This window comes from Pseudonocardia asaccharolytica DSM 44247 = NBRC 16224, assembly GCF_000423625.1.
Classification (GTDB): Bacteria; Actinomycetota; Actinomycetes; order Mycobacteriales; family Pseudonocardiaceae; genus Pseudonocardia; species Pseudonocardia asaccharolytica.
In genome coordinates this window covers 101,630-127,232 of the sequence record NZ_AUII01000011.1, presented here as the reverse complement: position 1 = coordinate 127,232, position 25,603 = coordinate 101,630, and the positions used below count along the sequence as shown (strand labels likewise).

Here is a 25,603-nt window from a genome sequence, read left to right as displayed (position 1 = left end):
ACGTTTCTGGTCCAGCACTGGCTGGGCAACGAGGGCATGCCCCGCCGCTACGCCGACTACCTGCCCACCGACGGGTTCACCACCCTGAACACGATCTCCTCGATCGGCGCGTTCGTCCTGGGCGCCTCGGTGCTGCCGTTCATCTGGAACGTGTTCCGCTCCTACCGCTACGGCCGCCCGGTGACCGTGGACGACCCGTGGGGCTTCGGCAACTCCCTGGAATGGGCCACCTCCTGCCCGCCCCCGCGGCACAACTTCACCGAGCTGCCCCGCATCCGCTCCGAACGCCCCGCGTTCGAGCTGCACTACCCGCACCTGGTCGAACGGATGCGCACCGAGGCCCACGTCTGGCGCGGCCACGCCGCGCCGTCGGAGATCGCCGCCCACCGCGTCGGCCCGGAGGAGCACCCCGACGCGGATCCACGCTCCCGCTGAGCGGCCCGCGGGCGGGCGCTCGGGGCTCAGGCGATCGGGAACCGCAGCAGCGCGCCGACGCCGTCGGCGAGTGGACGCCCGACCAGGCCGGTTCGCCCGCCGCCGAGGTGCACCTGCGCCCCGGAACCCACGGCGGCGCGCAGCAGCGCAGCTCCGGCGTCGGCCTCCCCCAGCGGGTCGGTGCCCAGGGTCGTCAGCTCGTCCTCGACCGGCGCCAGCTCGGTGGCCGATGCTCCGATCCACAGGCGCGCCATGGGCAGCACGTCGAGGTCGACCAGCAGCGTGTCGATGGCCTCGGCCCGCGCCGCCGCCACGGTCGCCGGCATCCCGTCGACCGCGAGGCCGTCGGGGCGGCCGGCCGCCCCGTCCCACCGTTGCAGCTCGGCGCGGGTCTCGCCGGTCCGCAGGTCGAGCGTGGCCTCCTCGACGGCGGCGGCCAACTCCTCGGCCGTGTTGCGCCGCCAGGTCTCCTCGACCCGTTCCTGCATGCTCAGATGCGACCAGCCGCCGCCGCGCACCTTGTGCACCGGGTGGTCGCGGCCCCCGACCGTCTCGGCGTTCGCGGCGGATCCGGGTACCAGCACCTCGCCGCCGGTCTCGGCCACCCGGACGACGACGGCCGGCACCGGGTCGGCCAGCGCCGACGCGGCGGGCAGCAGGTGGGGAAGCAGGTCCCAGCGTGTCCACGGTGGATCGGGGGGTTCGGGAAGGGTCCGGTCCAGCAACACCCCGTCAGCGGCGTTCGCGACCAGCACCCGCCCGGCGCGTCCGGACGGCGGGCGCTGCGGCGGGAAGGCCGTGTCCAGCGCCCGCAACACCGGCTCCGGGGCGCCCTGGGCGGCCAGCTCCTCGCGCAACCCCCGCCAGCGCAGCTGATCGCGGCGTTCGGGTTGCTCGGTGTCGTGCGTTGCGTCGAATACACGGTGGCGAACGGCCCGGAGTGACCGAAGAGGTCGCGCAGCCAGTGCAGCTCTATACCGTCGGCTACCCGCTGTGCGCGCGGCGAACCGGTGGCAGGCTCAGGGCCAGGACGGCTCCGTCTCCGGGCAGACCACCATCTCGCGGACCTCGCAGCCCTCGGGGCGGGTGAGCGCGAACAGCACCGCCTCGGCCACCTCGCGGGGATCGTTGAGCGCCGCGTCCGGGCCGGGCCGGTACTGCTCGGGCCTTCCGTCGAAGAACGCAGTGCTCATCCCCCCGGGGACCAGCAGGGTCAGCCCCACCTCCCCGGTCAGTTCCGCCGCGAGCGCCCGGCTGAGCCCGATGACACCGAACTTCGACGCGCAGTAGGCGCTGGCCTCCGGCAGCGCACGGAGCCCGAGGGTGGACGCGACGGTGACGATCCGGCCGCGCCGCGCGCGCAGCGCGGGCAGCGCCGTCCGGATGACGGCGGCGGTGCCGATCAGGTTGACGCGCACCACCCGCTCCCACTCCGGCGCCGGCACGTCCGCCAGCCGTCCGCAGCGGTCGATCCCCGCCGCGGTGACGACCGCGTCGAGCCCGCCCGCACGCCCGGCCAGGTCGGCGACCACGCGCTCGGCATTCGGGGCGTCGGCCAGGTCGGCGACGGCGGTGGCCGCGCCGGGGAGGCCGGCGTCCGGCTCTACCCGGTCGAGCAGCAGCGGGTGGCCGCCCGCCGCCGCGACCGCGCGGGCGACCGCGCGGCCCAGTCCGGACGCGGCGCCCGTGACCAGGACGGTCCCCACGGTCCGCGGGCTCGGCGTCTCGGTCGCCTCGGCGTTGACCGCACGCTCGACGATATCGGTCACAGGGCCTCCATGGATCGCTCGGTATCGGGCCTGCGGGTCGCGCGCGGGAGCGCCCGGAGGCGCTGCGCGGACAGGGCGGTGCCGTGTTCGAGGCCCTGCTCGACGACCCGGCAGATCATGTGCACCGCGGCGAGGTGCGACTCCTGCACCGCGGCCGTATCGCCCGGCAGGCACACCGCATCGGTGCAGGTCACGGCGAGCGGATTGGGCGCCGGGCCGGTCAGTGCCCAGCATTCGGCCCGGCAGCGCCGGGCGGCATCCGCCGCCGCGATCAGGTTGGGGCTTCGGCCACTGGTGGACAGCAGCAGGACGATGTCGCCGGGCTGCGCGTGCGCTCGCACCTGCCGCGCATACACCTCCGCGAAGCCGAAGTCGTTGCCGATGGCCGTCAGGCTGGAGGTGTCGGCGTGCAGCGCGATCGCCGAGGCGGGGGCTGGACTCATCGTGGGGGTCATCGCCGGGCCTCCGCCATCTGCCGGGCGCCCTGCCCGGCGCGCGCGGTCAGCACCTGCTCGTAGTTGTCCGCGGTGGCGGCGGCGATCCGGCTCCAGTCGTAGCGGGCCAGCGCCCGGTCGCGCCCGGCGGTTCCGAACGCCTCCAGCATCGCCGGGTTGCGCAGCAGGTGACGCAGGGTCACCGCGAGCTCCCGCGGCCGGCGGGGCGGCACGTGCAGCCCGGTGACCTGGTCGACGACGGTGTCGGCCATCCCGCCCACGGCGCCGGCCACCACGGCCCGGCCGCAGGCCATGGCCTCCAGCGGGACCATCCCGAACGGCTCGTACCAGGGCACACAGACCACGACGTCGGCCGAGCGCAGCAGTGCGGGCATCTCGGCGCGCGGGACCGTGCCCAGGAACTCGACGCGATCGGCCACGCGGGCTCGGACCGCTCGCTCCCGCAGCCGGACGGCGTCCGGGTCCGACCCGAGCGTCGCGCGCGGGGCTCCACCCGCCACGACCAGCTCGGCGCCGGGTACCCCGCGCAGCGCCTCGATGATCTCGTCCACTCCCTTGCGGCGAACCAGCCTGCCGACCGCGAGCAGCCGGGGCCGCTCACCACGCGGCGAGGCCGTTCCCTGCGGGGTGAAAATCTCCGTGTCCACACCGCACGGTATGATCCGGATCCGCCGCCGCGGCGCGCCCAGCCGGGCCAGCTCGAACATCTCGTCGGTGCAGGTGGCGAGCACGCGGTCGGCGCGAGTCGCGATGACGCGCTCCGCGGAGATGCGGCCCGCCGGGCTCGAATCCTCGGCCCCCTGATGGCGGCGCTTCACATGTCCCAGCGCATGGAAGGTCTGGACGACGGGGATGTCACGGTCCTCGGCCGCGGAGAGCGCCACCAGCCCGGACATCCAGAAGTGCGCGTGCACCACATCCGGCGGGTCGGTGGTCCACGCCCTGCGCAGGGTCCGGGCGAACTCCGGCAGGTGGGGCACCAGCTGGTCCTTCGGCACGGGCCGGGCCGGGCCGGCCGCGACGTGCCGGACGGTCACCCCCGGTGCGTGGGGCACCGCGTCGGGCAGTCCCGGGTCGTCCTTGCGGGTCCACACCGTCACCTCGTGACCGCGGTCGGCGAGCGCCCGGCCGAGATGGTCGACGTGGACGTTCTGCCCGCCGGCATCGGGACCTCCGGGCGGGGTCAGCGGGCTGGCGTGCTCGGACACCATCGCGATGCGCACGTCGTCGTCTCCTTCCTCCGGTGGCCGCTCACGCGACGGGCCGCCGGGCCGTGTGGTCGTCGGCGGTGCTCTCCAGCACCTGGTCCCAGTCGCGCAGGAACCGGTCCAGTCCGTAGCGCCGCAGGGCGTGGGCCCGTGCCGCGAGTCCCCGGCTTCGAGCCAGCTCGGGGTCGGCGACGAGCTCGCGGGCCCCGGCGGTGAGCCGGTCGAGATCGTTGGTGCACAGCCCGGCTTCGGGCGGCACGGCAGCGGGCGCCTCGGTGGTGGCGAGCGCGACGACCGGCATCCCCAGCTGCATGGCCTCGATGAGGGCGAGCCCGAGCGAGGTCCAGCGCATCGGGTGCAGGTAGAGCCTGCGCCGGGCGAGTTCGGTGTGCATCCGGTGTTGCGGCAGGTCGCCACATCCGCGGATGCGCGCGCCGCGGATGTGCTCGCTGCCGGCCAGCCGGTCGGTGCCCATCCCGAACACGTCGAGCGGCACCGACTCGGCCAGCTGCGGCAGCAGGTCGGTCCCGGTGATCCGGCCCCGGCGCAGCGGCTCGTTCACCACGACGGCCGCCGCCGGGGTCGTTCCGGTGTAGCGGTGCCCGGGGTCGACGATGCCGTGCTCGATGACGGTCGTGGGGGTGGCGCCCGCATCCCACATCAGCGCATTGAAGTGCGTGACGTGCACCAGCGTCAGGCCATGGTGGTCGGCGACGGGGTGGCGGCTGGTCACCGCGGGTCCCCGCGGGGTGTTGTGTTCGACGTACACGCAGGCGACGTCGCGGCCGGGCATGCGGCGCAGCCACCGCGTGGCCAGCTCGAACTCCTCGGGACGCTGCACGATCACGACGTCGACGGGTGCGTCGGCCAGCTCCTCGGGCGCCCTCTCGACGGCGCCGGCCGGCCAGTCCCAGGCCGCGGGCCGCCCGCCGCCCCAGGGACCGCCGCCGGGCAGCCGGGGCAGCAGATAGCGGTGCCTGCCCTGGACGAAGGCCGTCGTCCAGGACCCGTGCACATGCCAGAGCACGATGTTCATTCGGGTGCATCACAGTGTCGTCTCACGGCTTCTGTTTCGCCGTCCTGCGCCTTCTTAAACCTCGCGGTGGCGCATCACGCCGGTCGCGACTTTCCCCGCACCAGCCGGGTACTCCCGGCCATGGCCACCGCAACCCCACCCCCCACCCGGCCCGTCGCGCTCATCACCGGTGCGAGCCGTGGCCTCGGCTTCCTGCTGGCCCGCGAGTTCGCCGCCCGCGGACACGACCTCGTGCTGTGCGCGCGGTCGGCCACCGGCCTCGATATCGCCCGCGCCGACCTCGAGCGCGAGGGCATCCGCGTCGCGGCGGTGCCGGCCGATATCGGGGTGGCCGCCGAGGCCCACCGCGTGGTCGATGCCGCCGTACAACGGTTCGGCAGGCTCGACGTCCTGGTCACCAACGCCGGAGTGATCCAGACCGGACCCGCGCGGACGATGACCGCCCCCGCCTACGCCGAGGCGATGGACGTCATGTTCTGGGGCCAGGTACATCCCGTCCTCGCCGCGTGGGAGCATCTGCGCGGCGCGGGCGGACGGATCCTCGCGATCACCTCGGTCGGCGGGAAGCTCCCCGCCCCGCACCTGCTGCCCTACGTCGCCGCGAAGCACGCCGCGGTGGGCTTCGCCGAGGGTCTGCGGGTCGAGGCAGGCCGCGAGGGCATCTCCGTCACCGTCGCGGTACCGGGCCTGATGCGCACCGGCTCCCCGCGCAACGCCCTGTTCACCGGCGACCGGGAGCGCGAGCGCGCGTGGTTCACCGTCGGGGACAGCCTGCCGCTGCTGTCGATGAACGCCGAGCGCGCGGCCCGCAAGCTCGTCAGAGCCACACTTCGCGGCCGGCCGGAGATCGTGCTGACGGTGCCCGCCGCGCTCGCCGCCCGCCTCCACGGGCTCGCCCCGTCGACGATGCTGCGGCTGCTCGGCGCGATCGACCGGCTGCTGCCCACCGGCGAGGCCACGACGCCGCAGCCCGGGCACGCGCTCGGGGAGCCGTCGCGGGTGGTACACGCGCTGACCGGGCTCACCCGCGCCGCGGCGCTGCGCACCCACCAGCACGACGATCCGACGCCGACCCGCTGAACCGCCGCTGGACCGGCTCAGCCGGGCTCGCCGCGGTACTTGCGGTACAGCACCCAGCCGAGGTCCACCAGCGCGATCACGGCCAGCACCACGAGCGCCACCCCGAAGCCGGTCAGCTCGGCCGCGAAGGCCAGACCGGCCCCCACGGCGCACACCACCAGGCCGAACGCCGCCAGCAGCGCGCGCAGGGTCAGCGCGCTGCGGGCCGGAGGTGCGCCGCCGTAGCCGGCGGTCGGGTCGTGGTGGTCGGGCAGCCCCCGCCGGTAGTCCTCGCGGGTCCGGCGCCCGGGTCGCTCGTCCTTCATGCGGTCCTCCTCGTGTCACGCCGAACATCCGACATACCCGGCACCGCGGCCCCGGAACCCGACAGTCCGTCGAACACGGCGGCGGTGGCCAGCCCGTAGGCCAGACGCGGCACGAGGCCGGCCAGCCACGTCGAGGTAGGTCACGGCGTTGAGCGCGGTCGTCCCGGCGGCCCCGGCCGCCATTTCCTTCCACAGTTCGCGTGCCATGAGCCCGGTGTTCCCGATCGCGGCGTTTCCAGGCGTTCGGCGTCCTCGACCGGCGGGTAGTCCGGGGTCGATGCCGACGACAGCTCACGCACCACGCACCCGGGCCGCCCATGCCCGACTCGGTGGAGCGCCATCGCGACACCGCGGGCGGCTACGAGGAGATCCGGCTCGCCCTGTTCTCCCACGGCACCGACGGCGTCGGCGTGGCCAGCCGGCACCCCACGCTGCTGCGATGGTCGTGAGGCGCCCCCTGTGGTTCGCCGTCCCCGGCACCGGGAAAAGCTCGCCGGAACCCGATTTCCTGGAGGCGACGAGATGGCCACGACCCGCCTGCCCACCCTGTGGTCCGGCGCGGTCTACCTCGCGGTGCAGATCCTGGCCGTCCTGTGGCTGGTCGTCGTGCCGATCGTCGCGGCGCTGCTGATCGCCGCGCTGCTGCGGCCGGTCGCCGCGCTGCTGCAGCACCGAATGCGCGGAACGTTGTCCGCGGCGCTGACCCTGCTGGCAGCGATTCTGGTGCTGGGCGGCATCGCGTTCGTGATCGGCCTGCGGTTCACCCAGCAGCTGCCGATGCTGATCGACGAGGCCCTCACCACCATGCGCAATGTGGGCGACCAGCTGAGCCGGATCGGCATCGGCCAGACCCGGATCGCGCAGCTCCAGTCGCAGATCATGGAGTGGGTGCAGGCCAACCGCGGCCAGATCATCTCCTACGTGACCACCGGCGCCGGCTACCTCGCCGAGTTCGCCACGGTGCTGGTACTGACCTTGTTCATCACGTTCTTCCTGCTCTACGACGGAGAACGGATCTGGGCCCTGGCTGCTCAGCCCGCTGCGGCCGTCGATGCACGCGAGGACGGACCGGGCCGGCCGCGCCGCCTGGACCACCCTCACCCAGTACGTGCACGGCACGGCGGTCATCGCCACGATCCACGGCATCGTGATCGGGCTCGTGCTGTTCCTCCTGGGGGTGCCGCTGGTCGTCCCGCTGGCCGTGCTGGTGTTCCTGGGCAGCTTCATCCCGATCATCGGCGCGCTGATCGCCGGTGGCTGGCCGTCCTGGTCACGTTCGGCACGCAGGGCTGGATGGCCGCGCTGAGCCTGCTCGGCGTCCTGGTCCTGGAGAACCGACTCGAGGGCCACTGCTCCAACCGCTGATCGTCGGCCGCTACGTGCGGCTGCACCCGCTGGCCATCGGGCTGGCGCTCACCGTGGGCACCGTGCTGGGCGGGATCATCGGCGCGATCGTGTCGGTGCCGGTCGCCGCGGTCGTCAAGACCGCGGTTCCGCACCTGCTCGGGCATCCGCCGGGACGTCCGGGACCGGCCAGGACCCCGACGGCGGGCCCGCGGGTGCGTAGCGCGGCCCCGCCCGTGCCCGGCCCGCCGGTGCGCGGCGCTGAGCGGACCCGCGACGCCGTCAGCCAGGCGACAGCCTGGCCATGAGCGTTCCGTCGTCGATGACCGCGCTCACGCCGGACGTGCGCGCCTCGGTGCTGGCGCGTACCTCAGCGGTATCGCAGGAGGCCCTGCCGTTCGAACCATTCGGTGTCCACCCACCATGACGTGTTCAACGTCATAGCGGCGGCCTGGCTGGTTACCTCCCGCCCGGGTGTTGGGGCGGATATACCCTACCGGGGTATAGAGAGGAGGGTGTCATGCCGACCAGCACACATGACCGTCCGACGGGCGCCGGGCGACATACGCCTCTGGCCAACGGCCACGGCACCCACGCGGGCCACACCGCCCATGCGGGCCACGGCGATCATGCGGCGGTGTTTCGGGACCGGTTCTGGCTGACGCTGGTGCTCGCGGTCCCGGTGGTCGTCTTCAGCGGGATGTTCCAGGAGCTGCTCGGGTACACGGCGGTGTTCCCGGGTTCGTGGCTGATCTCGCCGGTCCTGGGCACGGTGATCTTCTTCTACGGTGGCTGGCCGTTCCTCGCCGGCGCGGTCACCGAGCTGCGCAGCCGGCGACCGGGGATGATGCTCCTGATCGGCATGGCGATCACGGTCGCCTTCGCCGCCAGCCTGGCCACCTCGATCGGCTGGTTCGACGTCGAGGTGTGGTGGGAGCTGGCGCTGCTGATCGCGATCATGCTGCTGGGCCACTGGCTGGAGATGCGCGCCGTCGGCCAGGCGTCCGGCGCGCTCGCCGCGCTCGCCGCGCTGCTGCCCGACGAGGCCGACCTGGTGGTCGGCGAGGGGACGCGGACCGTCAAGGTCGCCGACCTGACCGTCGGTGACGTGGTGCTGGTCCGCAGCGGCGGGCGGGTACCGGCGGACGGCACGGTGGTCGCCGGCGCGGCCGAGCTGGACGAGTCGATGATCACGGGTGAGTCGCGTCTGGTACCGCGTGGCGCGGGGGACCGGGTGGTCGCGGGCACGGTGGCCACCGACTCCGCGGTGCGGGTCCGGGTGGATGCGCTGGGCGAGGACACCACGCTCGCCGGCATCCAGCGGCTGGTGGCCGAGGCGCAGGGCTCCCGATCGCGGGCGCAGGCGTTGGCCGACCGGGCGGCGGCGCTGCTGTTCTACGTCGCGGTCGCGGCGGCCACGGTGACCGCCGTGACGTGGAGCCTGCTCGGTCAGCCGGCCGACGCCGTCGTGCTGTCCGTGACCGTCTTGATCATCGCCTGCCCGCACGCGCTGGGGCTCGCGATCCCGCTGGTGACCGCGATCTCGACCTCGCTGTCGGCGCGGAGCGGCATCCTGGTCAAGGACCGGCTGGCGCTGGAGCGCATGCGGGGCGTCGACGCTGTGCTGTTCGACAAAACCGGGACGCTCACCCGCGGCGAGCACCGCGTCACCGGCGTCGCCGCTGTCGGCGACGATGCGGACCGGCTGCTGCGGATCGCGGGAGCCGCCGAGGCCGACAGCGAGCACCCGGTGGCGCGGGCGATCGTCGCCGCGGCCCGCGAGCGCGGCGAGCTGCCCGCCGCGTCCGGCTTCCGCTCGATGACCGGACGCGGGGTCGAGGCCCTGGTCGAGGGCCGGCGCGTCGCCGTCGGCGGCCCGGGGTTGCTGCGCGACCTCGACCTGGACGTGCCGGAGGCGCTGACCGGGCGGGTTGGCCGGTGGCAGGACCGGGGCGCCTCGGTGCTGTACGTGGTGCGAGCCGGGAAGATCGTCGGGGCGCTGGCGCTGGAGGACGAGGTACGGCCGGAGTCCCGCGAGGCGGTCGACGCCCTGCATGACCGGGAGGTGAGGGTCGCCATGATCACCGGGGATGCGCGGCAGGTGGCCGAGGCGGTCGCCGCCGACCTGGGCATCGACGAGGTGTTCGCCGAGGTCCTGCCGGCCGACAAGGCCTCCGCGGTCGCCGAGCTGCAGCGTCGCGGGTACACCGTGGCCATGGTGGGCGACGGCGTGAACGACGCCCCCGCGCTGGCCCGGGCCGACGTGGGCATCGCGATCGGGGCCGACACCGACGTGGCCGTCGAGTCCGCCGGGATCGTCCTGGCCTCCAGCGACCCCCGCGGGCTCGTCTCGGTCGCGCGGCTGTCTCGGGCGAGCTACCGCAAGATGCTGCAGAACCTGTGGTGGGCCGCCGGCTACAACATCCTCGCCATCCCGCTGGCGGGCGGGGCACTGGCCTGGGCCGGGCTGGTGTTGCCGATGGCGGTCGGCGCGGCGCTGATGAGCCTGTCCACCGTGGTGGTGGCGCTCAACGCCCAGCTGCTGCGTCGCACCGACCTGGCGCCACGGGCGGCGGCCTGACGGCCGCACTCGGCTGGGCGGGCCGACGCGCCTCGGCCCGCCCAGCCGCTGAGGCTCCTCGGAAGACGTCGTCTTCGACCGGCTACGGGCCTACCGGGCCACGGGGGCCGCGACACCTACGCCGCCGGTTCGTCTACACGCTTCGGGGCCGATGCCGTGGGGTGGTGCGACGTCATACCGAAGGGCCGGGCACCGGGCCTGCATCGCGCTCCTCGGGGTTGGCGAGCAGGAAGTACGCGTAGCGCTCGTCCAGCTCGTCCCGGGGCACGAGGTGCACGTACTCCGGTCGCAGTCCGCAGCGCTGGGCGAGCTGCCAGAACGCGGGGAGGGGGTAGCTGGTCATGCCGGCCGGTCCGAACCGGTAGGACCGCCCGCGTGGCTTCGTCCGCCAGCTCCCGGTGTGGTACTTGATCTGGATCAGCGCGAGACCGCCGGGGGCGAGCAGCCGATGGGCGATGCGCAGGATCCGCTCGCCGTAGGCCGGGGTGGGGAGGAGCTCGAAGACGTAGAAGCTGAGGAACAGGTCGCACGGACCGCCGATCGCCTCGAGGGCGGCTTCCGGCGCGGCCACGTCGATCAGCACCGGGCGGAACGGGGTGGTGCAGGCGCGCGCGACCTGGCGCCCGCATTCCTGCAGGCTCTGCGGGGAGACGTCGACGCCGATGAACTCCCGCGCGTACGGGGCGAACGCCACGGCGTTCGCGCCGCCGCCGCAGCCCCACTCGATCACCCGGCCGGAGGCGGCGGTCGAGCCGAGCATGCGGGCGCCCTGCGCGAGGAGTCGCAGATGGCGGCGGCCGATCTCGGTCCACAGGTCGTTTCCGTCGAAGATGTCCGCGTCGCGCCAGTGGGACTCGTCTTTCCAGATGGCCTGGTCGGGGTCGTTCCAGTACCGCCGGGAGTCGGCGATGATCTTCTTCTCGGGGTGTCTGGCTCCCAGCGTGGCCAGCACCCGGTGCACGGCGGTCTTCGCGTGCATGCCCAGTCGGGTGGCCGGGGGATTCGAGTTCATGGGTGCTCCGCGGGTGGGGCGCAGCCCGCTCGCCGGCGGTGCGGTGCATGGATCTCCGCTCCGATCGGGCGGGTTCTGATCCGACCGGGTTCCGATCGTGTGGCACGACGCGGCTGCGGCGGGTGTGGTGGGTGGGGAGGAAACGCCCGCAGCCCGTCCCGCCTCGGCTACCGGGGTGGGAGCCCGAGAGGCCAGGGATCAGGCGAGGGTGGGCGCCGGCGCGCGCGGGGGTCCGCGCCGCGCGGCGCGGATCGCCCATCCACACCAGGGCAGCAGCGAGCCACGGGGAACCGGGCCGAGGGCCGCGACGATCCGGCGCGGCACCTCGGGCGGTGGGCTGGTGAGCCGCCGCAGCGGTCGCCGCAGGGCGCCGAGGACCAGTTCCCCGAGACGCGCGCCGAACACGACCGCGAGGACGAGGAGCGCCGGCGCGAGGACCTGCATCGCGGTGACCGGGCCGTCGCTGGCGAGTACGTGCAGCAGGTCGCCGTGGTCGTGGGGGCCGGCCGGGGCGGCTGGGCCGGCGAATGCCGAGGTCGCGTGCAGCGCGGGCTGTGCGACCAGGGCGCCGCTCACCGCGGAGACGAGGCCTTCACCACGGCCGGCGAGCCCGACCCGCAGCGCGGCCACGACGGCGGCCACCAGTCCGAGCGCGGCGGTGTGCGAGGGATGCTCGCGGCCGAGCACGTCCATCGTCACCGCGCCGAGGACGGTGGCCACGGCGGCGAGTGAGAGCAGGCCCGTCGGGCGAGCAAGGCGGTGTGCCACGGGCCTCCCCTCCGCTCGGTCGACGCCCGGTGCAGCGCCCCACCATGGCAGCGGGCCCCTGTGGGCCCGCTGAGAGCGGGTGAACCGAGGGCGGCCGCGGTCGGCGGGGTGGCTATCGTGGCGGCGTGGACGGGGCGGGCCGGTGGCGCATCGAGCGGTTGCTCGTGGTGGCCGCGCTCGCCCTGGGGGTGCTGGCCATGCACTCCACCCCGGCCCCGGTCGAGGACACGACCCCGCACGTGATGGCGGCGGCTGCGCCCGGCCCGGTGCCCGCCCCGGCGCTGCCCGTCGCTGCCCCGGCCGACCACCCGGGGCAGCCGGGTCACGGGCAGGATCCGGCCACCCATCACGTGCTGGACGTGTGCCTGGCGGTGCTGGGCGCGGCCGTCCTGCTGGCAGCCGCGGCCGCGCCGGTATGGGTGTGCCGGCGGGCCGCTGCGGCCGGCGCGCAACCGCCGGGCACGGCGCTTCCGTGCGTGCCGCGTCCGCCTCCGCCCCTGGTCATCCGGTTGGCCGAGCTCTGCGTGCTGCGGCGGTGATCGGATCCGGCTCCCGCCGATCCCGATCATCGATTCCCACGCAGAGGAGTATCCGCACGTGAAGACCACGCGTATCACCGGCCTGCTCGCGGCCGCGGCGGCCGCGGCCGTCCTCGCCGGTTGCGGCACCAGCACCGTCGCCTCGGGCGCCGCGGCCACCGCGCCACTGCCCAGCGCGGCCGGCCCCGCCGAGGTCTCGGCCTCGCACCACGACGCCGACGTCGCGTTCGTGCAGGGCATGATCCCGCACCACGCCCAGGCCGTTCAGATGTCCCGGCTCGCCGCCGACCACGCCTCCTCCCCCCAGGTCACCGAACTCGCCTCGACGATCGAGGCGGCGCAGGACCCGGAGATCGCGCAGATGCAGGGTCTCCTGCGTGCCTGGGGTCTCCCGGCCGCCCCGACCACCGTCACCGGTGACCCGGCCGGGGCGAACCACGGCGGCGCCGGCCACGGCGGGATGTCGGGGATGATGACCGAGGACCAGATGCGGCAGCTCGGACAGGCCCGGGGCCCCGGGTTCGACCGGATGTTCCTGCAGATGATGATCGAACACCACGACGGCGCCGTCGAGATGGCCACGACCCAGCTGGCCAACGGTCAGAACGCCGAGGCCAGAGCCCTGGCCCAGAAGATCATCGACGCGCAGCGGGCCGAGATCGCTGCGATGCGCGACCTGCTCGCGACGACCTGACCGCGTCGGGCCCTGCGGCCCACCGCTGCTCGTTCCCGGCCGGGAGGAGCACCCTCCTCCCGGCCGGCCCCCACCCCTTGTCAAGGAGCAACTCCCGTGCGCCAGCCGCTTCGGCTCGCGATCCTGACCGCCGTCCTGCTCACCGGCCTCACCATGGCCACCGCCTGCGCCTCCGCCGCACCAGAGCCACCGGAGCCACCACCGGTCGCGACCGGAGCCGGGCCGGGTCCCGGACTGGGCCACGTCCATGCCGTGGATCTCAACCCGGCCGACGGCCTGATCTACGTCGCCGCCCACGAGGGCCTCTACCGCGTCGGCGCCGCCGGTGGGCTTGAACGGGTCGGCGCGCCAGGGCGGGATCTGATGGGGTTCACCATCGCCGCCCCGGACACGTTCCTGTCCAGCGGTCACCCCGGACCCACCGAGAATGCGCCTGACCCGCTCGGGCTGGTGCGCAGCACCGACGCCGGCGCCACCTGGCAGCCGGTGAGCCTGGCCGGCGAGGTCGACTTCCACGCTCTGCAGGTCAGCTCCGGCACCCTCTACGGCCTGGATGCCGGGCGCCGGATGCTGCGGGTCAGCAGCGACGGCGGCACCACCTGGCAGAGCCGCGCCACCGTGGCGGCCCTGGACCTCGCGGTCGACCCCACCGATCCCGCGATCGTGCTGGCCACCACCGCGGACGGTGTGGTGGCCAGCCGTGATGGCGGGGCGAGCTTCGGCGCCCCGAGCAGCCCGCTGCTGGCGTTTCTGTCCTGGTCGCCCGACGCCACGCTCTACGGGCTCGCCCCGGACGGGGCGCTGCACACCAGTTTCGACGCCGGCGCGACCTGGCAGCGGGTCGGTGTCGTGCCCGGCGGCCGCCCGCAGGCCGTCACCGGTCTGGCGGACGGGCGGGTGCTCGCCGCTACCGCGGGGGGCCTGTTCGACTCCCGCCACGGCGGACACACCTTCGTCCCGCTCGGCCGACCCACGCAGGGTTCGTGACGGACGTCGGTCCCGTCACCGTCGGGACCTTCGGCGGGCTCGAGGTGGCCATCAGCCGATGCCCCGGCCCCGGTGCCGCGAAGACACTGAGTGCGGTCGGTCGGAGGAAAGGGTCTGACATGCACCGCCGGCGTCGGTCGAGGAGGTCTGGAACATGATGTGGTGGTACGGCCCGGTATGAGCGGTTGGGGTTATGCGCTCATGACCGTCAGCATGGTGCTGTTCTGGGCGCTGATCATCCTCGGGGTGATCGCCCTGGTTCGCTACCTGGCCCGCGGCGACCGGAGCGGTGACCAGGCGGCGGCCCCTCGGGCCACCCCGGAGCAGGTGCTGGCCGAGCGGTTCGCCCGCGGCGAGATCGACGAGCAGGACTACCTCCGCCGCCGCGACCAGCTGCGATGAGCCCGGAGCCGATCAGCCGCCGCCGTGCGCTGGTCCTGGGCGGTCTCGGGGTGGCCAGCCTCGCGGCCGGAGCCACCGGGTGGGCGATCACCGCCCAGACCGGGGGCGGCGAGCTCGCGCCCCCTATCAGCGGCGCGCCGCTGGCGGAACCCCCGATCCTGGACAGCCGCGGCGGGCGCCTGCAGGTCGAGCTCACCGCCGCGTCCGGGGTGCGCCTGGCCGGGCGCGACACCGCCGCCTTGGGCTTCAACGGCACCTCGCCCGGCCCGACGCTGCGGGTGCGGCCCGGCGACGAGCTGGCCGTGCGGTTGACCAACCGGCTCGATCAGCCGACCAACCTGCACACCCACGGGCCGCGGGTCTCCCCGCAGGGCAACGGCGACAACCCGTTCATCCGCATCGACCCCGGCGCCTGGTTCGACTACCGCTACCGCATCCCGCCCGAGCAGCCGGCCGGGACGCACTGGTACCACCCGCACCATCACGGCACGGTGGCCGATCAGCTGTTCGGGGGGCTGGCCGGGGCGCTGCTGGTCGACCACGGCCCCGACCTGCCCGTCGACCACGATCGGGTGCTGCTGATCACCGACATCACCCTCGACGCCGGCGGCCGCGTCGTCGCGCCCGGCCCGATGGAGCGGATGATGGGCCGCCAGGGCGCGCTGGTGCTGGTCAACGGCCAGCACCAACCCGACATCCCCGCCACCCCCGGCGTCCCGCAGCGCTGGCGCCTGATCAACGGTTGCGTCTCCCGGGTGCTGGCGATCCGTCTCGACGGCCACCAGCTCACCCAGGTCGCCCTGGACGGCACGTTCCTGCCCGCCCCCCTCCCCCGGGACCAGGTGCGGCTCGCCCCCGGCAACCGGGTCGACGTGGTCGTGCGCCCCACCGGACCCGGCCGCTACCGGCTGCGCACCGACGCGGTCGACCGCGGCGGCATGGGCGGCATGATGGGCCGCGGCGGCGGCGAGGCGATCAGCTGGCCGGCCACCCTGGCCACGATGACCAGCGCCGGGACACCCGTCAGCGCGCCGCCGCTGCCCGCGGCGCTGCCCGCGGACATCCCGCCCAGCGGGTCGGTGACCCGCAGCCGCCAGACCGCGTTTCAGATGGGTATGGGCGCGGGCGGCATGCGCTTCACCATCGACGGCCGCAGCTTCGACCCCGACCGCGACGACCAGACCGTGCGCCTGGGCACCATCGAGGACTGGACCATCACCAACCCCGGCCCGCTGGCGCACCCGTTCCACCTGCACATCTGGCCGTTCACCGTCCTCGCCAGCAGCGACGGCGCCGCCCCCACCGGCACCGCCCAGGACGTGGTGCTCGTCCCCGCGGGCGGCTGGGTGCGGGTGCGTATCCCGTTCACCGCCCGTCCCGGACGCAGCGTCTACCACTGCCACATCCTCGACCACGAGGACCTCGGCATGATGGCCACGATCAACGTCCAGGAATAGCCGCCCGGCCGCATACGGGCCCGCCTCATCCCGCGGCCTCAGCGTCCCGGCCGCAGCGCGCGGGCGATCGGCACCCCGGGGCGGTAGGCCAGGTGCAGGTGGCTGGGCGCGTCGAGAACCGTGAGATCCGCGCGTCGCCCCGGCGCGAGCACCCCGACGTCGTCGCGCCGGAGCGCCCGCGCGCCACCGGCGGTCGCGGCCCACAGCGCCTCGGCCGGGGTCATCCGCATCTCCCGCACGGCGAGCGCGATCACCAACGGTATCGAGGAGGTGTAGCTGGTTCCGGGGTTGCAGTCGGTCGCCAACGCCACCGTGATCCCCGCGTCGAGCAGCCGCCGGGCGTCGGGGTAGGGCGATCGGGTGGCGAACTCCACGCCGGGCAGCAGCGTGGCCACCGTGGTGCCGGCGGCGAGCGCATCGACATCGGCGTCGGTCAGATGCGTGCAGTGATCGACGCTCGCGGCGCCGAACTCCACGGCCAGCGCCACCCCCGGTCCGGCGGAGAGCTGGTTGCCGTGGACCCGCAGCCCGAGCCCGGCCGCCGCACCCGCCCGCAGCACGCAGCGGGCCTCGTCGCCGTCGAACGCGTGCGGGCTCGTCGGCTCGCAGAACACGTCGGTCCAGCGCGCGTGCGGCGCGCAGGCCCTCAGCATCTCCCCGGTCACGAGCGCGAGGTAGTCGTCGCGGGCCGCCCCAGCGGGCACCACATGTGCTCCGAGGAAGGTCGTCTCGACCGTGACCTCGCGGGCCAGCCGCAGCGCGCGCAGCTCGTCGGCGACGGTCAACCCGTAGCCGCTCTTGATCTCCACCGTGGTGGTGCCCTGCGCCCGGAGCTCGGCGATCCGCCCGGCCAGCAGCGCGCGCAGCCGCGCATCGCTCGCCTCCCGGGTGGCGGCGACGGTGGCCGCGATGCCGCCGCCGTCGTAGCGGGCGCCCGCCATCCGCGCGGCGAACTCGGCCGACCGGTCCCCGGCGAAGACCAGGTGGGTGTGGGTGTCGACGAAGCCGGGCAGCACGGCCCGGCCGCCGAGATCGGTCCGGGTGTCCGCGGGCGGGGCCTGGGCGGCCGGGCCGATCCAGGCGATCCGATCGCCGTCGACGACGATCGCCGCGTCGCGCAGGAGGCCCAGCGCCGAGCCGTCGCCCGCCCACGGATCGTTGGTCACCAGCTCGGCGATACCGGTGATCAGCCTGCTCATCCGCACTCCCGCAGCGGCTCGATCGCGGCGCGCAGCAAGGCGCCGACGTCGCCGAGCCGGTGCCGCCCACCCTCGACCACCGGCTGCCCGTCGACGATCACGGTGTCGACATCGGCGGCCGTCGCGGCATACAGAATCTGGTCCGGCGCCGCACCCGCGGTGCGCGCGGTGTCGCAGCGCACCGCGACGAGGTCGGCGCGCGCGCCCACCTCCAGTCGGCCCGCATCCGGCCAGCCGAGGCAGCCGTGGCCGGTGAGCGCCGCCAGCAGCTCGTCCGGGGCGAACCGGCCGCGCTCCCCCGACGCGAGCCGCTCATGCATCTCCAGCGCCCTCGCCTCCTCGAACGGGTCGATCAGCGCGTGCTGGTCGGTACCGAGCGCGAGCCGCACCCCGGCGTCGCGCAGGGCGCGGGCCGGCCCGATGCCGTCGGCGAGATCCCGTTCGGTGGTCGGACAGAGGCAGACGGTCGCGCCGCTGTCGCCGAGCAGCGCGATATCGGCGCCGGTTAGATGCGTGGCGTGCACCGCGGTCGTGCCCGGCCCCAGCACCCCCTCCGCCGCCAGCAGCCCGGTGGGTGTCGCGCCGTAGTACCCGAGGCAGGCCTCGTTCTCGGCGGGTTGTTCGGACAGGTGCACGTGCAGTGGTCGGGCGCGGGCGATCTCGGCGACGGTCCGCAGGGCCGGGCGCGGAACGGCCCGCACCGAATGCACGCCGACGCCGATTCGCATCCCCGGCCCGGCCGCCAGCTCGGCGACCCGCTCTGCCCACGCGTGCGGATCGCCGTCGGAGAAGGGCCGCTGCACCTCGTCGAGCGGCAGGTGACCGCCTGGCCCGAGCCCGCCCGCGAGATAGCAGATGTCGATCAGGGTCAGCCGGACCCCGGCGTCCGCGGCCGCCTGCCGCAGCGCGGCCGCCATCGCGTTCGGCTCGGTGTAGGGCACCCCGCCGGGGCCGTGGTGCAGGTAGTGGAACTCCCCGACGGCGGTGAACCCAGCCAGCGCCATCTCGGCGTAGGTGGCGCGGGCCAGGGCCAGGTAGGTGTCCGGGTCGAGCCGCCGGGCGAGGGCGTACATCCGCTCGCGCCAGGTCCAGAACGTGCCGCCGCAGCCATGGGTGCGCCCGCGCAGCGCCCGGTGGAACGCGTGGCTGTGGGCGTTGGCGAGCCCGGGCAGCGCGATCCCGGGCAGCCGGGCGGCCCCCCCGGCGTCGGCGTCCGCGGTGATCGTCGCGAACCGCCCTTCGACGATCTCGAACACCACGTCGGTGGCCGGACCCCCGGGCAGCAGTGCCTCCGCCGCGAACCAGCGGCTCACGGCTCCGCCATCGGGATCCGCAGTCCGTGCGCCGCCGCCGCCCGCTCGGCCTGCGGGTATCCGGCGTCGACGTGGCGCAGCACACCGGTGCCCGGATCGTTGGTGAGCACCCGCTCGATCTTCGCCCTGGCCAGCTCGGTGCCGTCGGCCACGGTGACCTGGCCGGCGTGGATGGACCGCCCGATGCCGACGCCGCCGCCGTCGTGGATCGACACCCAGGTCGCTCCCGACGCGGTGTTGACCAGCGCGTTGAGCAGCGGCCAGTCGGCGATCGCGTCGGAGGAGTCGGCCATCGCCTCGGTCTCCCGGTACGGCGAGGCAACCGAGCCCGCGTCGAGGTGGTCCCGGCCGATGACGATCGGGGCCGACAGCTCGCCCGCGGCGACCATGTCGTTGAACCGCGCCCCGGCGCGGTCCCGCTCGCCGTGGCCGAGCCAGCAGATCCGCGCCGGAAGGCCTTGGAAGACGACTCGCTGCCGCGCGGCCTCGATCCACCGGTGCAGGTGGTCGTCGTCGGGAAACAGGTCGAGCACCGCCGCGTCGGTGGCGTGGATATCGGCCGGGTCACCCGACAGCGCCACCCAGCGGAACGGGCCCTTGCCCGCGCAGAACAGCGGCCGGATATAGGCGGGCACGAATCCCGGGAATGCGAACGCCCGCTCGTATCCGCCGCGGCGGGCCTCGTCGCGAATCGAGTTGCCGTAGTCGAACACCTCCGCGCCCGCGTCGAGGAAACCGACCATCGCCTCGACGTGGCGGGCCATCGACTCCCGCGCCCGGTCGGTGAACTCCTCGGGCTTGCTCCGCGCGTAGTCGTCCCAGTCCTCGGTCGAGACACCCTCGGGCAGGTAGGACAGCGGATCATGGGCGGAGGTCTGGTCGGTGACGATGTCGACGCGAACGCCGCGGCGCAGCAGCTCCGGTAGCACGACGGCGCAGTTGCCGACGACCCCGACCGATGCCGCCCGGCGCTGCGACCGCGCCCGCTCGCACCGGGCGACCGCCTCGTCGAGGTCGGAGGCGAGCTCGTCGAGGTAGCGGGCGCGCAGCCGGCGGTGCAGGCGTTCGGGTTCGACGTCGACGATCAGACAGACCCCCTCGTTGAGGGTGACGGCGAGCGGCTGCGCCCCGCCCATCCCGCCGCAGCCGCCGGTGACGGTGAGGGTGCCGGCCAGCGTGCCGGCGAACCGCTTGGCGGCGACCGCGGCGAACGTCTCGTAGGTGCCCTGCAGGATGCCCTGAGTGCCGATATAGATCCACGAGCCGGCGGTCATCTGCCCGTACATGGTCAGCCCGAGCCTCTCGAGCCTGCGAAACTCCGGCCACGTCGCCCAGTCCCCGACGAGGTTCGCGTTGGCGATGAGCACCCGCGGCGCCCATTCGTGCGTGCGCAGCACACCCACCGGCCTGCCGGACTGCACCAGCATCGTCTCGTCGTCGCCGAGGGTGGTGAGGGTGCGCACCATCGCGTCGAAGCAGGCCCAGTCGCGGGCCGCGCGGCCGGTGCCGCCGTAGACGACCAGGTCGTCCGGACGCTCGGCGACCTCCGGATCGAGGTTGTTGCGCAGCATCCGCAGCGGGGCCTCGGTCTGCCAGGAGCGGGCGGTGAGCGCGGTGCCGCGCGGGGCCCTGACCGGGCGGGCGCCGTCCATTTCTGCCTCCCTTCGGCCGGCTCGTGAGCGGCGAGTACCGCTGGGGCGTTACTCGCCGCTCACGGGCGCGTCAGCGCAACGGGCCGGTGACCGACTCGGCCGCGGCGAGCGCCGCGCCCGAGGACACATAGTCGACCGCGGCCTCGATCTCGGGCGCAAGGTGGCGGTCGGGACCGGGGCCGCCGGCCCGGGCGCGCAGCCCGGCAACGACCGCGCCGGTGGCCGGCGCCGGGGCCAGCGGATGGCGCAGATCCAGCCCCCGCGCCGCGGTGAGCAACTCGATCCCCAGTACCCGGGTCAGCCCGTCCACGCCGCGCCGCAGCTTGCGGGCGGCCGCCCACCCCATCGAGACGTGGTCCTCCTGCATGGCGCTGGACGGGATCGAGTCCACCGACGCCGGTACCGCCAGCCGTTTGAGCTCGGACACGATCGCGGCCTGGGTGTACTGCGCGATCATGTGCCCGGAGTCGACGCCGGGGTCGTCTGCCAGGAAGGCGGGCAGCCCATGGCTGCGGGCGACGTCGAGGAACCGGTCGGTGCGTCGTTCGGCGATCGAGGCGATGTCGGCGACGGCGATCGCCAGGAAGTCCAGCACGAAGCCGAGCGGGGCGCCGTGGAAGTTGCCGTTGCTCTCCACCCGCCCGTCGCGGGTGACGACCGGATTGTCGATGGCCCCGGCGAGCTCCCGGGCGGCGACCTGCTCGGCGTGCGCGAGCGTGTCCCGCGCGGCCCCGTGGACCTGTGGGGCGCAGCGCAGCGAATAGGCGTCCTGCACGCGGGTGCAGTCCGGGGTGCGGTGGCTGGCCATGATCGCGGAATCGGCGAGCAGCACGCGCAGGTTCGCGGCGGCGTCGGCCTGTCCGGGATGCGGCCGCAACGCCTGCAGATCGGCCGCGAACACCGCGTCGGTCCCGAGCAGCGCCTCGACGCTCATCGCGGCCGCGAGGTCCGCGGTGCGCAGCAACCGGTGCAGATCGTGGCAGGCCAGCACCAGCATGCCGAGCATGCCGTCGGTCCCGTTGATGAGGGCGAGGCCTTCCTTCTCCCGCAGCACCACCGGCTCGATGCCGGCCGCGGCGAGCGCCTCCGCGGCCGGACGGCGCGTCCCGCAGGCGTCGCGGACCTCGCCCTCCCCGGTGAGCGCGAGCGCACAGCACGCGAGCGGGGCCAGATCTCCCGAGCAGCCCAGCGAGCCGTATTCGGGGACGATCGGGGTGATGCCCGCGCTGATCAGCGCCGCGTAGGCCCGCGCCGTCTCCGGCCGGATCCCGGTCCGCCCGGTGGCCAGCGTCGCCAGGCGCAGCAGCATGAGCGCGCGGACCACCTCACGCTCCACCTCGGGCCCGGACCCGGCCGCATGCGAGCGGACCACGCTCTGTTGCAGGCCCGCACGCAGCCGAGCCGGAATATGCCGGGTGGCCAGCGCTCCGAATCCGGTCGACACGCCGTAATGCGCGTCGGCATCGTCGGCCAGCGCGTCGATGACCGCCCGGCTGCGGGCGATCTCGGCCTCCGCCTCGGGGGCCAGCGCCACGGGCGCTCCGTCCCGGGCGACAGCGACGATCTCCGTCGCGCACAGCGGGCCGGTTCCGACGGTCACGGCGTTCATCTGTCCATAGGACACCCAACCCGTCGCCGCCGCCAGGCTCCGGAAATCCGGCCCAATATACAAGAAGGGCCGGAGCGGAATTGCTCCGGCCCTTCGTCAGTCCCTCAGCTGGCCCGTCCGACGTCGAACGGGTCGGCGACCTTCACGCTACGCGAACGCTTCTTCTTCGGGGCTTCGGCGGCGGGCTGCGGCGCTGCCGGCGGTGTGACATCGCGCCGCTCGTATGCCTCGAGGATCTCGCCGCGGATTCGTCCGCGCGAGGACACCTCGAATCCGTTCTCCCGGGCCCACGCACGGATCGCCTCGTTACGCGCCCGAACCTCGGCCGCCGTCGCCCCGGCGGCCGAGCCCGCCGCCTGCCTCGACGCGACCACAGTGGACGCACCCACCCGCCGCCGCGATCCGCCGCGCCCCGTGTTCCGCGCGGCGGCAACGAAGGGAGCCAACGCTTCGTCGAGCTTCCGGCGGTTCACCTCGGACAGGTCGATCTCATATGTCCGACCGTCCACAGCGAACTCGACGGTCTCCGACGCATCCGATCCATCGAGGTCGTCGACCAGGCGGACCACAACGTTTCGCGCCATCCAACACATCCATTCTCGAACTTGCGTGAGACACGCCACACACTCGCTTGCAGTCAAAGCGAGCGTATCAGGACTCGCGTCTTCGCAATCCTGGGGTTCGGCGATCCGGGAGCCGACAACCGATGGGCGGATATCTATTCTTTCGGCCGGTCGAGCAACCGGATTCCGATCCCGAGACCGTTCGTTCCGGCCGCCGGCCGGCTCGGCCCGGCTCGACCCCCGCCCCGCCCGCGCCGCCGGCGGCTCAATGGGGCAGGGGAAGCAGGTTCACCCACCCGGTGCAGAGCACCAGCGCGAGGAAACCCATCACCGCCCCGAATCCGGCGCCCATCATCAGCGCCTCCCGGTCCCGGATGCGCGCCCCGACGAGCGCGAACAGCAAGGAGAGCAGGGCGATGACGGCGAGCAAGATCCCGAAGACGAGCTGTTCCGCGCGGGAAGGGTCCATCGGTTCCTCCCGAAGCCTGCATGGATCGGCGCGAGATTCGGCCTTCCCGGACAACGGTCCCGCGAAACGCCGCGGAGCGCATCAGCTCGCCCCAAACGCCTGGTTGCGCCCGCCTGTGTTCTCTGTCACGATCGGGCCACGCGCACACGCGCCCCGAGCCACCACCCAGCCGAACCGCGGGATGGCCAGAAACGGCCTCCCGCGGTTCGCGCATCCGACCAGCCGCGGCGCGTTTCGGACCGCGCCATCCGGGTTATCCGATCGGCGAATCGATCGGCCGTCTGCGGGGAGAGCGCCATGCCGCAATGCGAGGTATGCGGAAACGACTACGACATGGCCTTCGAGGTGCACGCCCAGGGGGCCGTGCACGTGTTCGACAGCTTCGAGTGCGCGATCCACCGGATGGCTCCCGTGTGCGAGCACTGCGGCTGCCGGGTCGTCGGGCATGGGGCGCAGGCCGACGGACGGTTCTTCTGCTGTGCGCACTGCGCGCGTGCGGCGGGCGTGGGCGCCGAGATCCGCGACCGGATGTGACCCGCGGTCCCGGATCTCGGGGCTCAGCTGCTCGTGCCGAAGTCCTCCGGGGAGGCGCTGTCGAGGAACCGCCGGAACTGCTCGAGCTCGTCGGCCTGCTCCGGGGCGCCGGTCGCGGTGTCACCGGACTCGCCCACGAGCGCGTCGGCGTCGATCACCTCCGCATTGGCCAGCGCGGCCTCGTCGAGCACCACCTCCTCGGCCTGGATCGGCACGTCGAGGTGCAGGGCCAGGGTGACGGCATCGCTGACCCTGGCCGACACCCGGGTGCCCTCGTCGAGGACGAGCTCGGCGTGGAAGATGCTGTCGCGCAGCTCGGTGATCCGCACGTGCTCCAGTCTGCGACCGGCCGAACTGATGACGTTCGCGATCAGTTGATGGGTCACCGGACGGGGCGTGGTGACGTGCTGCCGCTCGAGCTCGATCGCGGTGGCCTCGGGCAGGCCGACACAGACCGGAAGGACCCGGTGTCGGCCTGCCGTTTCCTGAAGCAGCAGCACCGGATGTGACTCGCGGGGGTCCAGACCGACCGCCACGACGCGCATCTCCTGCACAGCATTCACCTCTCCCAGGAAACCGTACGCGTATACCCCCGATCCGGGTCGGCCAACACGCGAGTTTCCGGACCCGGGGTTGGACCGTAGCGGGCCGGGGTAGCCGGGCACAGGTGATCGCAGCCGCCGGGAGGATGAATGAGCACAGTGCCGGAGGGCCTGCCACGGGTCGTCGTCGTCGGTGCCGGTTTCGCCGGGCATCGGGCCGCGCACGAGCTGTCGCGACGCCTGGCCGGGCGGGCAGAGGTCGTTCTGGTCAACTCGACCGACTATTTCCTGTACCTGCCGCTACTGCCGGAGGTGGCCACCGGCGCCCTGGACCCGCGGCGGATCTCGGTGTCGCTGACCGCGACCCTGCCCGCGGTGCGGCTGTGTCTCGGCGTGGTCGACGCGGTGGACCTCGCGGCGGAAACCATCGGATACACCGATCCCGAGGGCGTCTCCCACCGGCTGCGCTACGACCGGCTGGTGCTCGCCATGGGCAGCGTCAACAAGCTGCTGCCCATTCCGGGCGTCGCCGAGTACGCTCACGGGTTCCGCGGGATCCCCGAGGCGCTCTACCTGCGCGATCACGTGACCCGCCAGGTGGAGCTGGCCGCGGCCACCGACGACCCGGACGAGCGCCCCGCGCGCTGCACCTTCGTCGTGGTCGGCGCCGGGTACACGGGCACCGAGGTCGCCGCCCAGGCCTGCCTGCTCACCAGGGACCTGGTCCGCGGGCGCCAGGAGCTTTCCGGGCAGCCGATGCGGTGGCTGCTGCTGGACCTGGCCGACCGGGTACTGCCCGAGCTGGACGAGCGGCTGTCGGCGACGGCGGACCGGGTGCTGCGCGAGCGTGGAGTGCAGGTGCGCACCGGCACCTCCGTGGACAAGGCCACCGCCGAGGGGGTGCGGCTGAGCGACGGCGAGTTCGTGCCGACACGGACGCTGGTCTGGTGTGTCGGGGTGCGCCCCGACCCGCTCGCCGAGCTGCTCGGGCTTCCGTTGGAGCAGGGCCGCGTCGTCGTCGACAACCAACTGCGCGTGCTCGACCAGGCGAACGTGTGGGCCTGCGGTGACGCCGCCGCGGTCCCCGACCCCTCCCGGCCAGGCCGGCTCACCGCGATGACCGCCCAGCACGCCACGCGCCAGGGCCGGCTCGCCGGGCGCAACGTCGCGGCGTCGCTGGGCTATGGCACCGCGGTGCCCTACCGGCATCGCGACCTCGGCTTCGTCGTCGACCTCGGTGGTCGCGACGCCGCGGCCAACCCGCTGCACATCCCGATGTCGGGGTTGCCGGCCAAGACGATCACCCGCGGCTACCACCTGGCCGCGATGCCCGGTAACCGGATACGCACCGCGGTGGACTGGGTGCTCGAGGCCCTCCTCCCCCGCCAGCGGGTGCAGCTGGGGCTGATCCGCTCACCTGCCGTCCCGCTCGACACCGCGTCTCCCGAGCTCCCCCGCACCGCCGGCGACGGGACCCGGTCAGCCGGGGGTGACGACAACGAGCCCGCGTGACACGTCGGCGCATCCCCGCATCGGCGGCGGCGCCGGCCTCGGTATCGTCGCCGGCGACGAACGATGCGTGAATCGCGCGTAGCCGGAGAGGAATTCTCCCGGTCTACCGCGCGTCTGCTACGCCAATCGGACTCTCGA

At 73.9% G+C, this 25,603-nt stretch carries 27 protein-coding genes and 1 pseudogene; 13 read left to right on the top strand and 15 right to left on the bottom strand.

The features are described from left to right. Positions 1-435 (top strand): annotated as a pseudogene (locus G567_RS0114195) (cytochrome ubiquinol oxidase subunit I); the annotation flags it as partial. A 26-nt stretch (positions 436-461) separates the two neighbouring features. Here G567_RS0114195 and G567_RS0114190 read toward each other — a convergent pair. The 5 genes from G567_RS0114190 to G567_RS0114170 form a co-directional block, all read right to left on the bottom strand. Beyond that, complete coding sequence (locus G567_RS0114190) at positions 462-1,292, bottom strand: baeRF2 domain-containing protein (protein WP_028930520.1); 831 nt, start codon at positions 1,290-1,292, stop codon at positions 462-464. A gap of 162 nt (positions 1,293-1,454) precedes the next feature. Next, the gene (locus tag G567_RS0114185; protein ID WP_028930519.1) at positions 1,455-2,141 is read right to left on the bottom strand and encodes an SDR family oxidoreductase; all 687 of its coding nucleotides are present in this window, start codon (positions 2,139-2,141) and stop codon (positions 1,455-1,457) included. Between the two features lie 59 nt (positions 2,142-2,200). Continuing rightward, positions 2,201-2,659, bottom strand: a complete 459-nt coding sequence (locus G567_RS28810) for a D-sedoheptulose-7-phosphate isomerase (RefSeq protein WP_051233023.1) — start codon at positions 2,657-2,659, stop codon at positions 2,201-2,203. Beyond that, positions 2,656-3,882 (bottom strand): glycosyltransferase, encoded by a 1,227-nt coding sequence (locus G567_RS0114175; RefSeq protein WP_028930518.1) that lies wholly within the window; start codon positions 3,880-3,882, stop codon positions 2,656-2,658. The genes G567_RS28810 and G567_RS0114175 overlap by 4 nt, the downstream gene beginning before the upstream one ends. A gap of 28 nt (positions 3,883-3,910) precedes the next feature. Beyond that, positions 3,911-4,903, bottom strand: coding sequence for a glycosyltransferase (locus G567_RS0114170; RefSeq protein WP_028930517.1), 993 nt, complete (start codon positions 4,901-4,903; stop codon positions 3,911-3,913). A 120-nt stretch (positions 4,904-5,023) separates the two neighbouring features. Here G567_RS0114170 and G567_RS28805 point away from each other — a divergent pair, with 120 nt between their 5' ends. Further along, on the top strand, positions 5,024-5,983 hold the full coding sequence (locus G567_RS28805) for an SDR family NAD(P)-dependent oxidoreductase (protein WP_051233021.1): 960 nt from the start codon (positions 5,024-5,026) through the stop codon (positions 5,981-5,983). 17 nt (positions 5,984-6,000) lie between these two features. Here the strand turns inward: G567_RS28805 and G567_RS0114160 are convergent, their stop codons facing one another. After that, the gene (locus G567_RS0114160) at positions 6,001-6,288 is read right to left on the bottom strand and encodes a DUF6343 family protein (protein WP_028930516.1); all 288 of its coding nucleotides are present in this window, start codon (positions 6,286-6,288) and stop codon (positions 6,001-6,003) included. A gap of 317 nt (positions 6,289-6,605) precedes the next feature. On the opposite strand from G567_RS0114160, the gene G567_RS36670 reads away from it, so the two are divergent. The 4 genes from G567_RS36670 to G567_RS0114145 all read left to right on the top strand — a co-directional run bounded on the left by G567_RS36670 (position 6,606) and on the right by G567_RS0114145 (position 10,213). After that, entirely contained in the window at positions 6,606-6,737 is a 132-nt protein-coding gene (locus G567_RS36670) for a hypothetical protein (protein WP_261763825.1), read from the top strand. Between the two features lie 73 nt (positions 6,738-6,810). Then, a complete protein-coding gene (locus G567_RS28800) occupies positions 6,811-7,653 on the top strand; it encodes an AI-2E family transporter (protein ID WP_051233019.1) in 843 nt (280 codons plus the stop codon). Positions 7,654-7,667: 14 nt separating this feature from the next. Continuing rightward, positions 7,668-7,940: a hypothetical protein gene (locus tag G567_RS36665; RefSeq protein ID WP_051233017.1), complete on the top strand. Its 273-nt coding sequence runs from the start codon at positions 7,668-7,670 to the stop codon at positions 7,938-7,940. A gap of 212 nt (positions 7,941-8,152) precedes the next feature. Continuing rightward, positions 8,153-10,213, top strand: a complete 2,061-nt coding sequence (locus G567_RS0114145; protein WP_084796142.1) for a copper-translocating P-type ATPase — start codon at positions 8,153-8,155, stop codon at positions 10,211-10,213. 172 nt (positions 10,214-10,385) lie between these two features. Here G567_RS0114145 and G567_RS28795 read toward each other — a convergent pair whose 3' ends face one another. Then, a complete protein-coding gene (locus G567_RS28795) occupies positions 10,386-11,225 on the bottom strand; it encodes a class I SAM-dependent methyltransferase (RefSeq protein ID WP_051233015.1) in 840 nt (279 codons plus the stop codon). A gap of 198 nt (positions 11,226-11,423) precedes the next feature. Next, positions 11,424-11,993, bottom strand: a complete 570-nt coding sequence (locus G567_RS0114135) for a hypothetical protein (RefSeq protein ID WP_147200959.1) — start codon at positions 11,991-11,993, stop codon at positions 11,424-11,426. A gap of 125 nt (positions 11,994-12,118) precedes the next feature. On the opposite strand from G567_RS0114135, the gene G567_RS32105 reads away from it, so the two are divergent. From G567_RS32105 to G567_RS0114110, 5 genes are all read left to right on the top strand, one after another. Further along, positions 12,119-12,532: a DUF6153 family protein gene (locus tag G567_RS32105; RefSeq protein ID WP_051233012.1), complete on the top strand. Its 414-nt coding sequence runs from the start codon at positions 12,119-12,121 to the stop codon at positions 12,530-12,532. 58 nt (positions 12,533-12,590) lie between these two features. Continuing rightward, entirely contained in the window at positions 12,591-13,226 is a 636-nt protein-coding gene (locus G567_RS0114125; protein WP_028930513.1) for a DUF305 domain-containing protein, read from the top strand. Positions 13,227-13,322: 96 nt separating this feature from the next. Next, entirely contained in the window at positions 13,323-14,213 is an 891-nt protein-coding gene (locus G567_RS28785) for a F510_1955 family glycosylhydrolase (protein ID WP_037057194.1), read from the top strand. Between the two features lie 201 nt (positions 14,214-14,414). Then, on the top strand, positions 14,415-14,615 hold the full coding sequence (locus G567_RS0114115; RefSeq protein ID WP_211223928.1) for an SHOCT domain-containing protein: 201 nt from the start codon (positions 14,415-14,417) through the stop codon (positions 14,613-14,615). Then, complete coding sequence (locus G567_RS0114110; protein ID WP_028930511.1) at positions 14,612-16,072, top strand: multicopper oxidase family protein; 1,461 nt, start codon at positions 14,612-14,614, stop codon at positions 16,070-16,072. The genes G567_RS0114115 and G567_RS0114110 overlap by 4 nt, the downstream gene beginning before the upstream one ends. A gap of 38 nt (positions 16,073-16,110) precedes the next feature. Here G567_RS0114110 and hutI read toward each other — a convergent pair whose 3' ends face one another. The 6 genes from hutI to G567_RS0114080 all read right to left on the bottom strand — a co-directional run bounded on the left by hutI (position 16,111) and on the right by G567_RS0114080 (position 22,877). Beyond that, positions 16,111-17,271, bottom strand: coding sequence for an imidazolonepropionase (gene hutI / locus G567_RS0114105; RefSeq protein WP_028930510.1), 1,161 nt, complete (start codon positions 17,269-17,271; stop codon positions 16,111-16,113). Beyond that, on the bottom strand, positions 17,268-18,584 hold the full coding sequence (locus G567_RS0114100; RefSeq protein WP_028930509.1) for a formimidoylglutamate deiminase: 1,317 nt from the start codon (positions 18,582-18,584) through the stop codon (positions 17,268-17,270). Before G567_RS0114100 ends, hutI begins: the two co-directional genes overlap by 4 nt. Beyond that, entirely contained in the window at positions 18,581-20,236 is a 1,656-nt protein-coding gene (gene hutU, locus G567_RS0114095; RefSeq protein WP_028930508.1) for a urocanate hydratase, read from the bottom strand. The genes G567_RS0114100 and hutU overlap by 4 nt, the downstream gene beginning before the upstream one ends. A 70-nt stretch (positions 20,237-20,306) precedes the next feature. Further along, positions 20,307-21,845, bottom strand: a complete 1,539-nt coding sequence (hutH, locus tag G567_RS0114090; RefSeq protein WP_028930507.1) for a histidine ammonia-lyase — start codon at positions 21,843-21,845, stop codon at positions 20,307-20,309. Between the two features lie 104 nt (positions 21,846-21,949). Beyond that, positions 21,950-22,429, bottom strand: coding sequence for a histone-like nucleoid-structuring protein Lsr2 (locus tag G567_RS28780; protein WP_084796141.1), 480 nt, complete (start codon positions 22,427-22,429; stop codon positions 21,950-21,952). A 244-nt stretch (positions 22,430-22,673) separates the two neighbouring features. Continuing rightward, the gene (locus G567_RS0114080; RefSeq protein ID WP_028930506.1) at positions 22,674-22,877 is read right to left on the bottom strand and encodes a hypothetical protein; all 204 of its coding nucleotides are present in this window, start codon (positions 22,875-22,877) and stop codon (positions 22,674-22,676) included. Between the two features lie 297 nt (positions 22,878-23,174). Between G567_RS0114080 and G567_RS0114075 the strand changes: the two genes are divergently transcribed. Beyond that, positions 23,175-23,411 (top strand): hypothetical protein, encoded by a 237-nt coding sequence (locus G567_RS0114075; RefSeq protein WP_028930505.1) that lies wholly within the window; start codon positions 23,175-23,177, stop codon positions 23,409-23,411. 23 nt (positions 23,412-23,434) lie between these two features. On the opposite strand, the gene G567_RS0114070 is transcribed toward G567_RS0114075, so the two are convergent. Further along, entirely contained in the window at positions 23,435-23,956 is a 522-nt protein-coding gene (locus tag G567_RS0114070; RefSeq protein WP_051233033.1) for a bifunctional nuclease family protein, read from the bottom strand. Between the two features lie 147 nt (positions 23,957-24,103). Between G567_RS0114070 and G567_RS28775 the strand changes: the two genes are divergently transcribed. After that, positions 24,104-25,465 carry an NAD(P)/FAD-dependent oxidoreductase gene (locus G567_RS28775; protein ID WP_051233010.1) on the top strand — a complete coding sequence of 454 codons (1,362 nt, stop codon included), beginning with the start codon at positions 24,104-24,106 and terminating at the stop codon, positions 25,463-25,465. Positions 25,466-25,603 lie beyond the last annotated feature (138 nt).

What these genes read in the sequence shown, in the direction of transcription:
- G567_RS28775 (WP_051233010.1), top strand. Translation starts at nt 24,104, where the DNA reads ATGAGCACAGTGCCGGAGGGCCTGCCACGGGTCGTCGTCGTCGGTGCC.
- G567_RS28780 (WP_084796141.1), bottom strand. Translation starts at nt 22,429, where the DNA reads ATGGCGCGAAACGTTGTGGTCCGCCTGGTCGACGACCTCGATGGATCG.
- hutH (WP_028930507.1), bottom strand. Translation starts at nt 21,845, where the DNA reads ATGAACGCCGTGACCGTCGGAACCGGCCCGCTGTGCGCGACGGAGATC.
- G567_RS36670 (WP_261763825.1), top strand. Translation starts at nt 6,606, where the DNA reads ATGCCCGACTCGGTGGAGCGCCATCGCGACACCGCGGGCGGCTACGAG.
- G567_RS0114170 (WP_028930517.1), bottom strand. Translation starts at nt 4,903, where the DNA reads ATGAACATCGTGCTCTGGCATGTGCACGGGTCCTGGACGACGGCCTTC.
- G567_RS28800 (WP_051233019.1), top strand. Translation starts at nt 6,811, where the DNA reads ATGGCCACGACCCGCCTGCCCACCCTGTGGTCCGGCGCGGTCTACCTC.
- G567_RS0114145 (WP_084796142.1), top strand. Translation starts at nt 8,153, where the DNA reads ATGCCGACCAGCACACATGACCGTCCGACGGGCGCCGGGCGACATACG.
- G567_RS28795 (WP_051233015.1), bottom strand. Translation starts at nt 11,225, where the DNA reads ATGAACTCGAATCCCCCGGCCACCCGACTGGGCATGCACGCGAAGACC.
- G567_RS0114080 (WP_028930506.1), bottom strand. Translation starts at nt 22,877, where the DNA reads ATGGACCCTTCCCGCGCGGAACAGCTCGTCTTCGGGATCTTGCTCGCC.
- hutI (WP_028930510.1), bottom strand. Translation starts at nt 17,271, where the DNA reads ATGAGCAGGCTGATCACCGGTATCGCCGAGCTGGTGACCAACGATCCG.
- G567_RS28810 (WP_051233023.1), bottom strand. Translation starts at nt 2,659, where the DNA reads ATGACCCCCACGATGAGTCCAGCCCCCGCCTCGGCGATCGCGCTGCAC.
- G567_RS28805 (WP_051233021.1), top strand. Translation starts at nt 5,024, where the DNA reads ATGGCCACCGCAACCCCACCCCCCACCCGGCCCGTCGCGCTCATCACC.
- G567_RS0114115 (WP_211223928.1), top strand. Translation starts at nt 14,415, where the DNA reads ATGACCGTCAGCATGGTGCTGTTCTGGGCGCTGATCATCCTCGGGGTG.
- G567_RS0114075 (WP_028930505.1), top strand. Translation starts at nt 23,175, where the DNA reads ATGCCGCAATGCGAGGTATGCGGAAACGACTACGACATGGCCTTCGAG.
- G567_RS0114070 (WP_051233033.1), bottom strand. Translation starts at nt 23,956, where the DNA reads ATGCGCGTCGTGGCGGTCGGTCTGGACCCCCGCGAGTCACATCCGGTG.
- G567_RS0114110 (WP_028930511.1), top strand. Translation starts at nt 14,612, where the DNA reads ATGAGCCCGGAGCCGATCAGCCGCCGCCGTGCGCTGGTCCTGGGCGGT.
- G567_RS0114160 (WP_028930516.1), bottom strand. Translation starts at nt 6,288, where the DNA reads ATGAAGGACGAGCGACCCGGGCGCCGGACCCGCGAGGACTACCGGCGG.
- hutU (WP_028930508.1), bottom strand. Translation starts at nt 20,236, where the DNA reads ATGGACGGCGCCCGCCCGGTCAGGGCCCCGCGCGGCACCGCGCTCACC.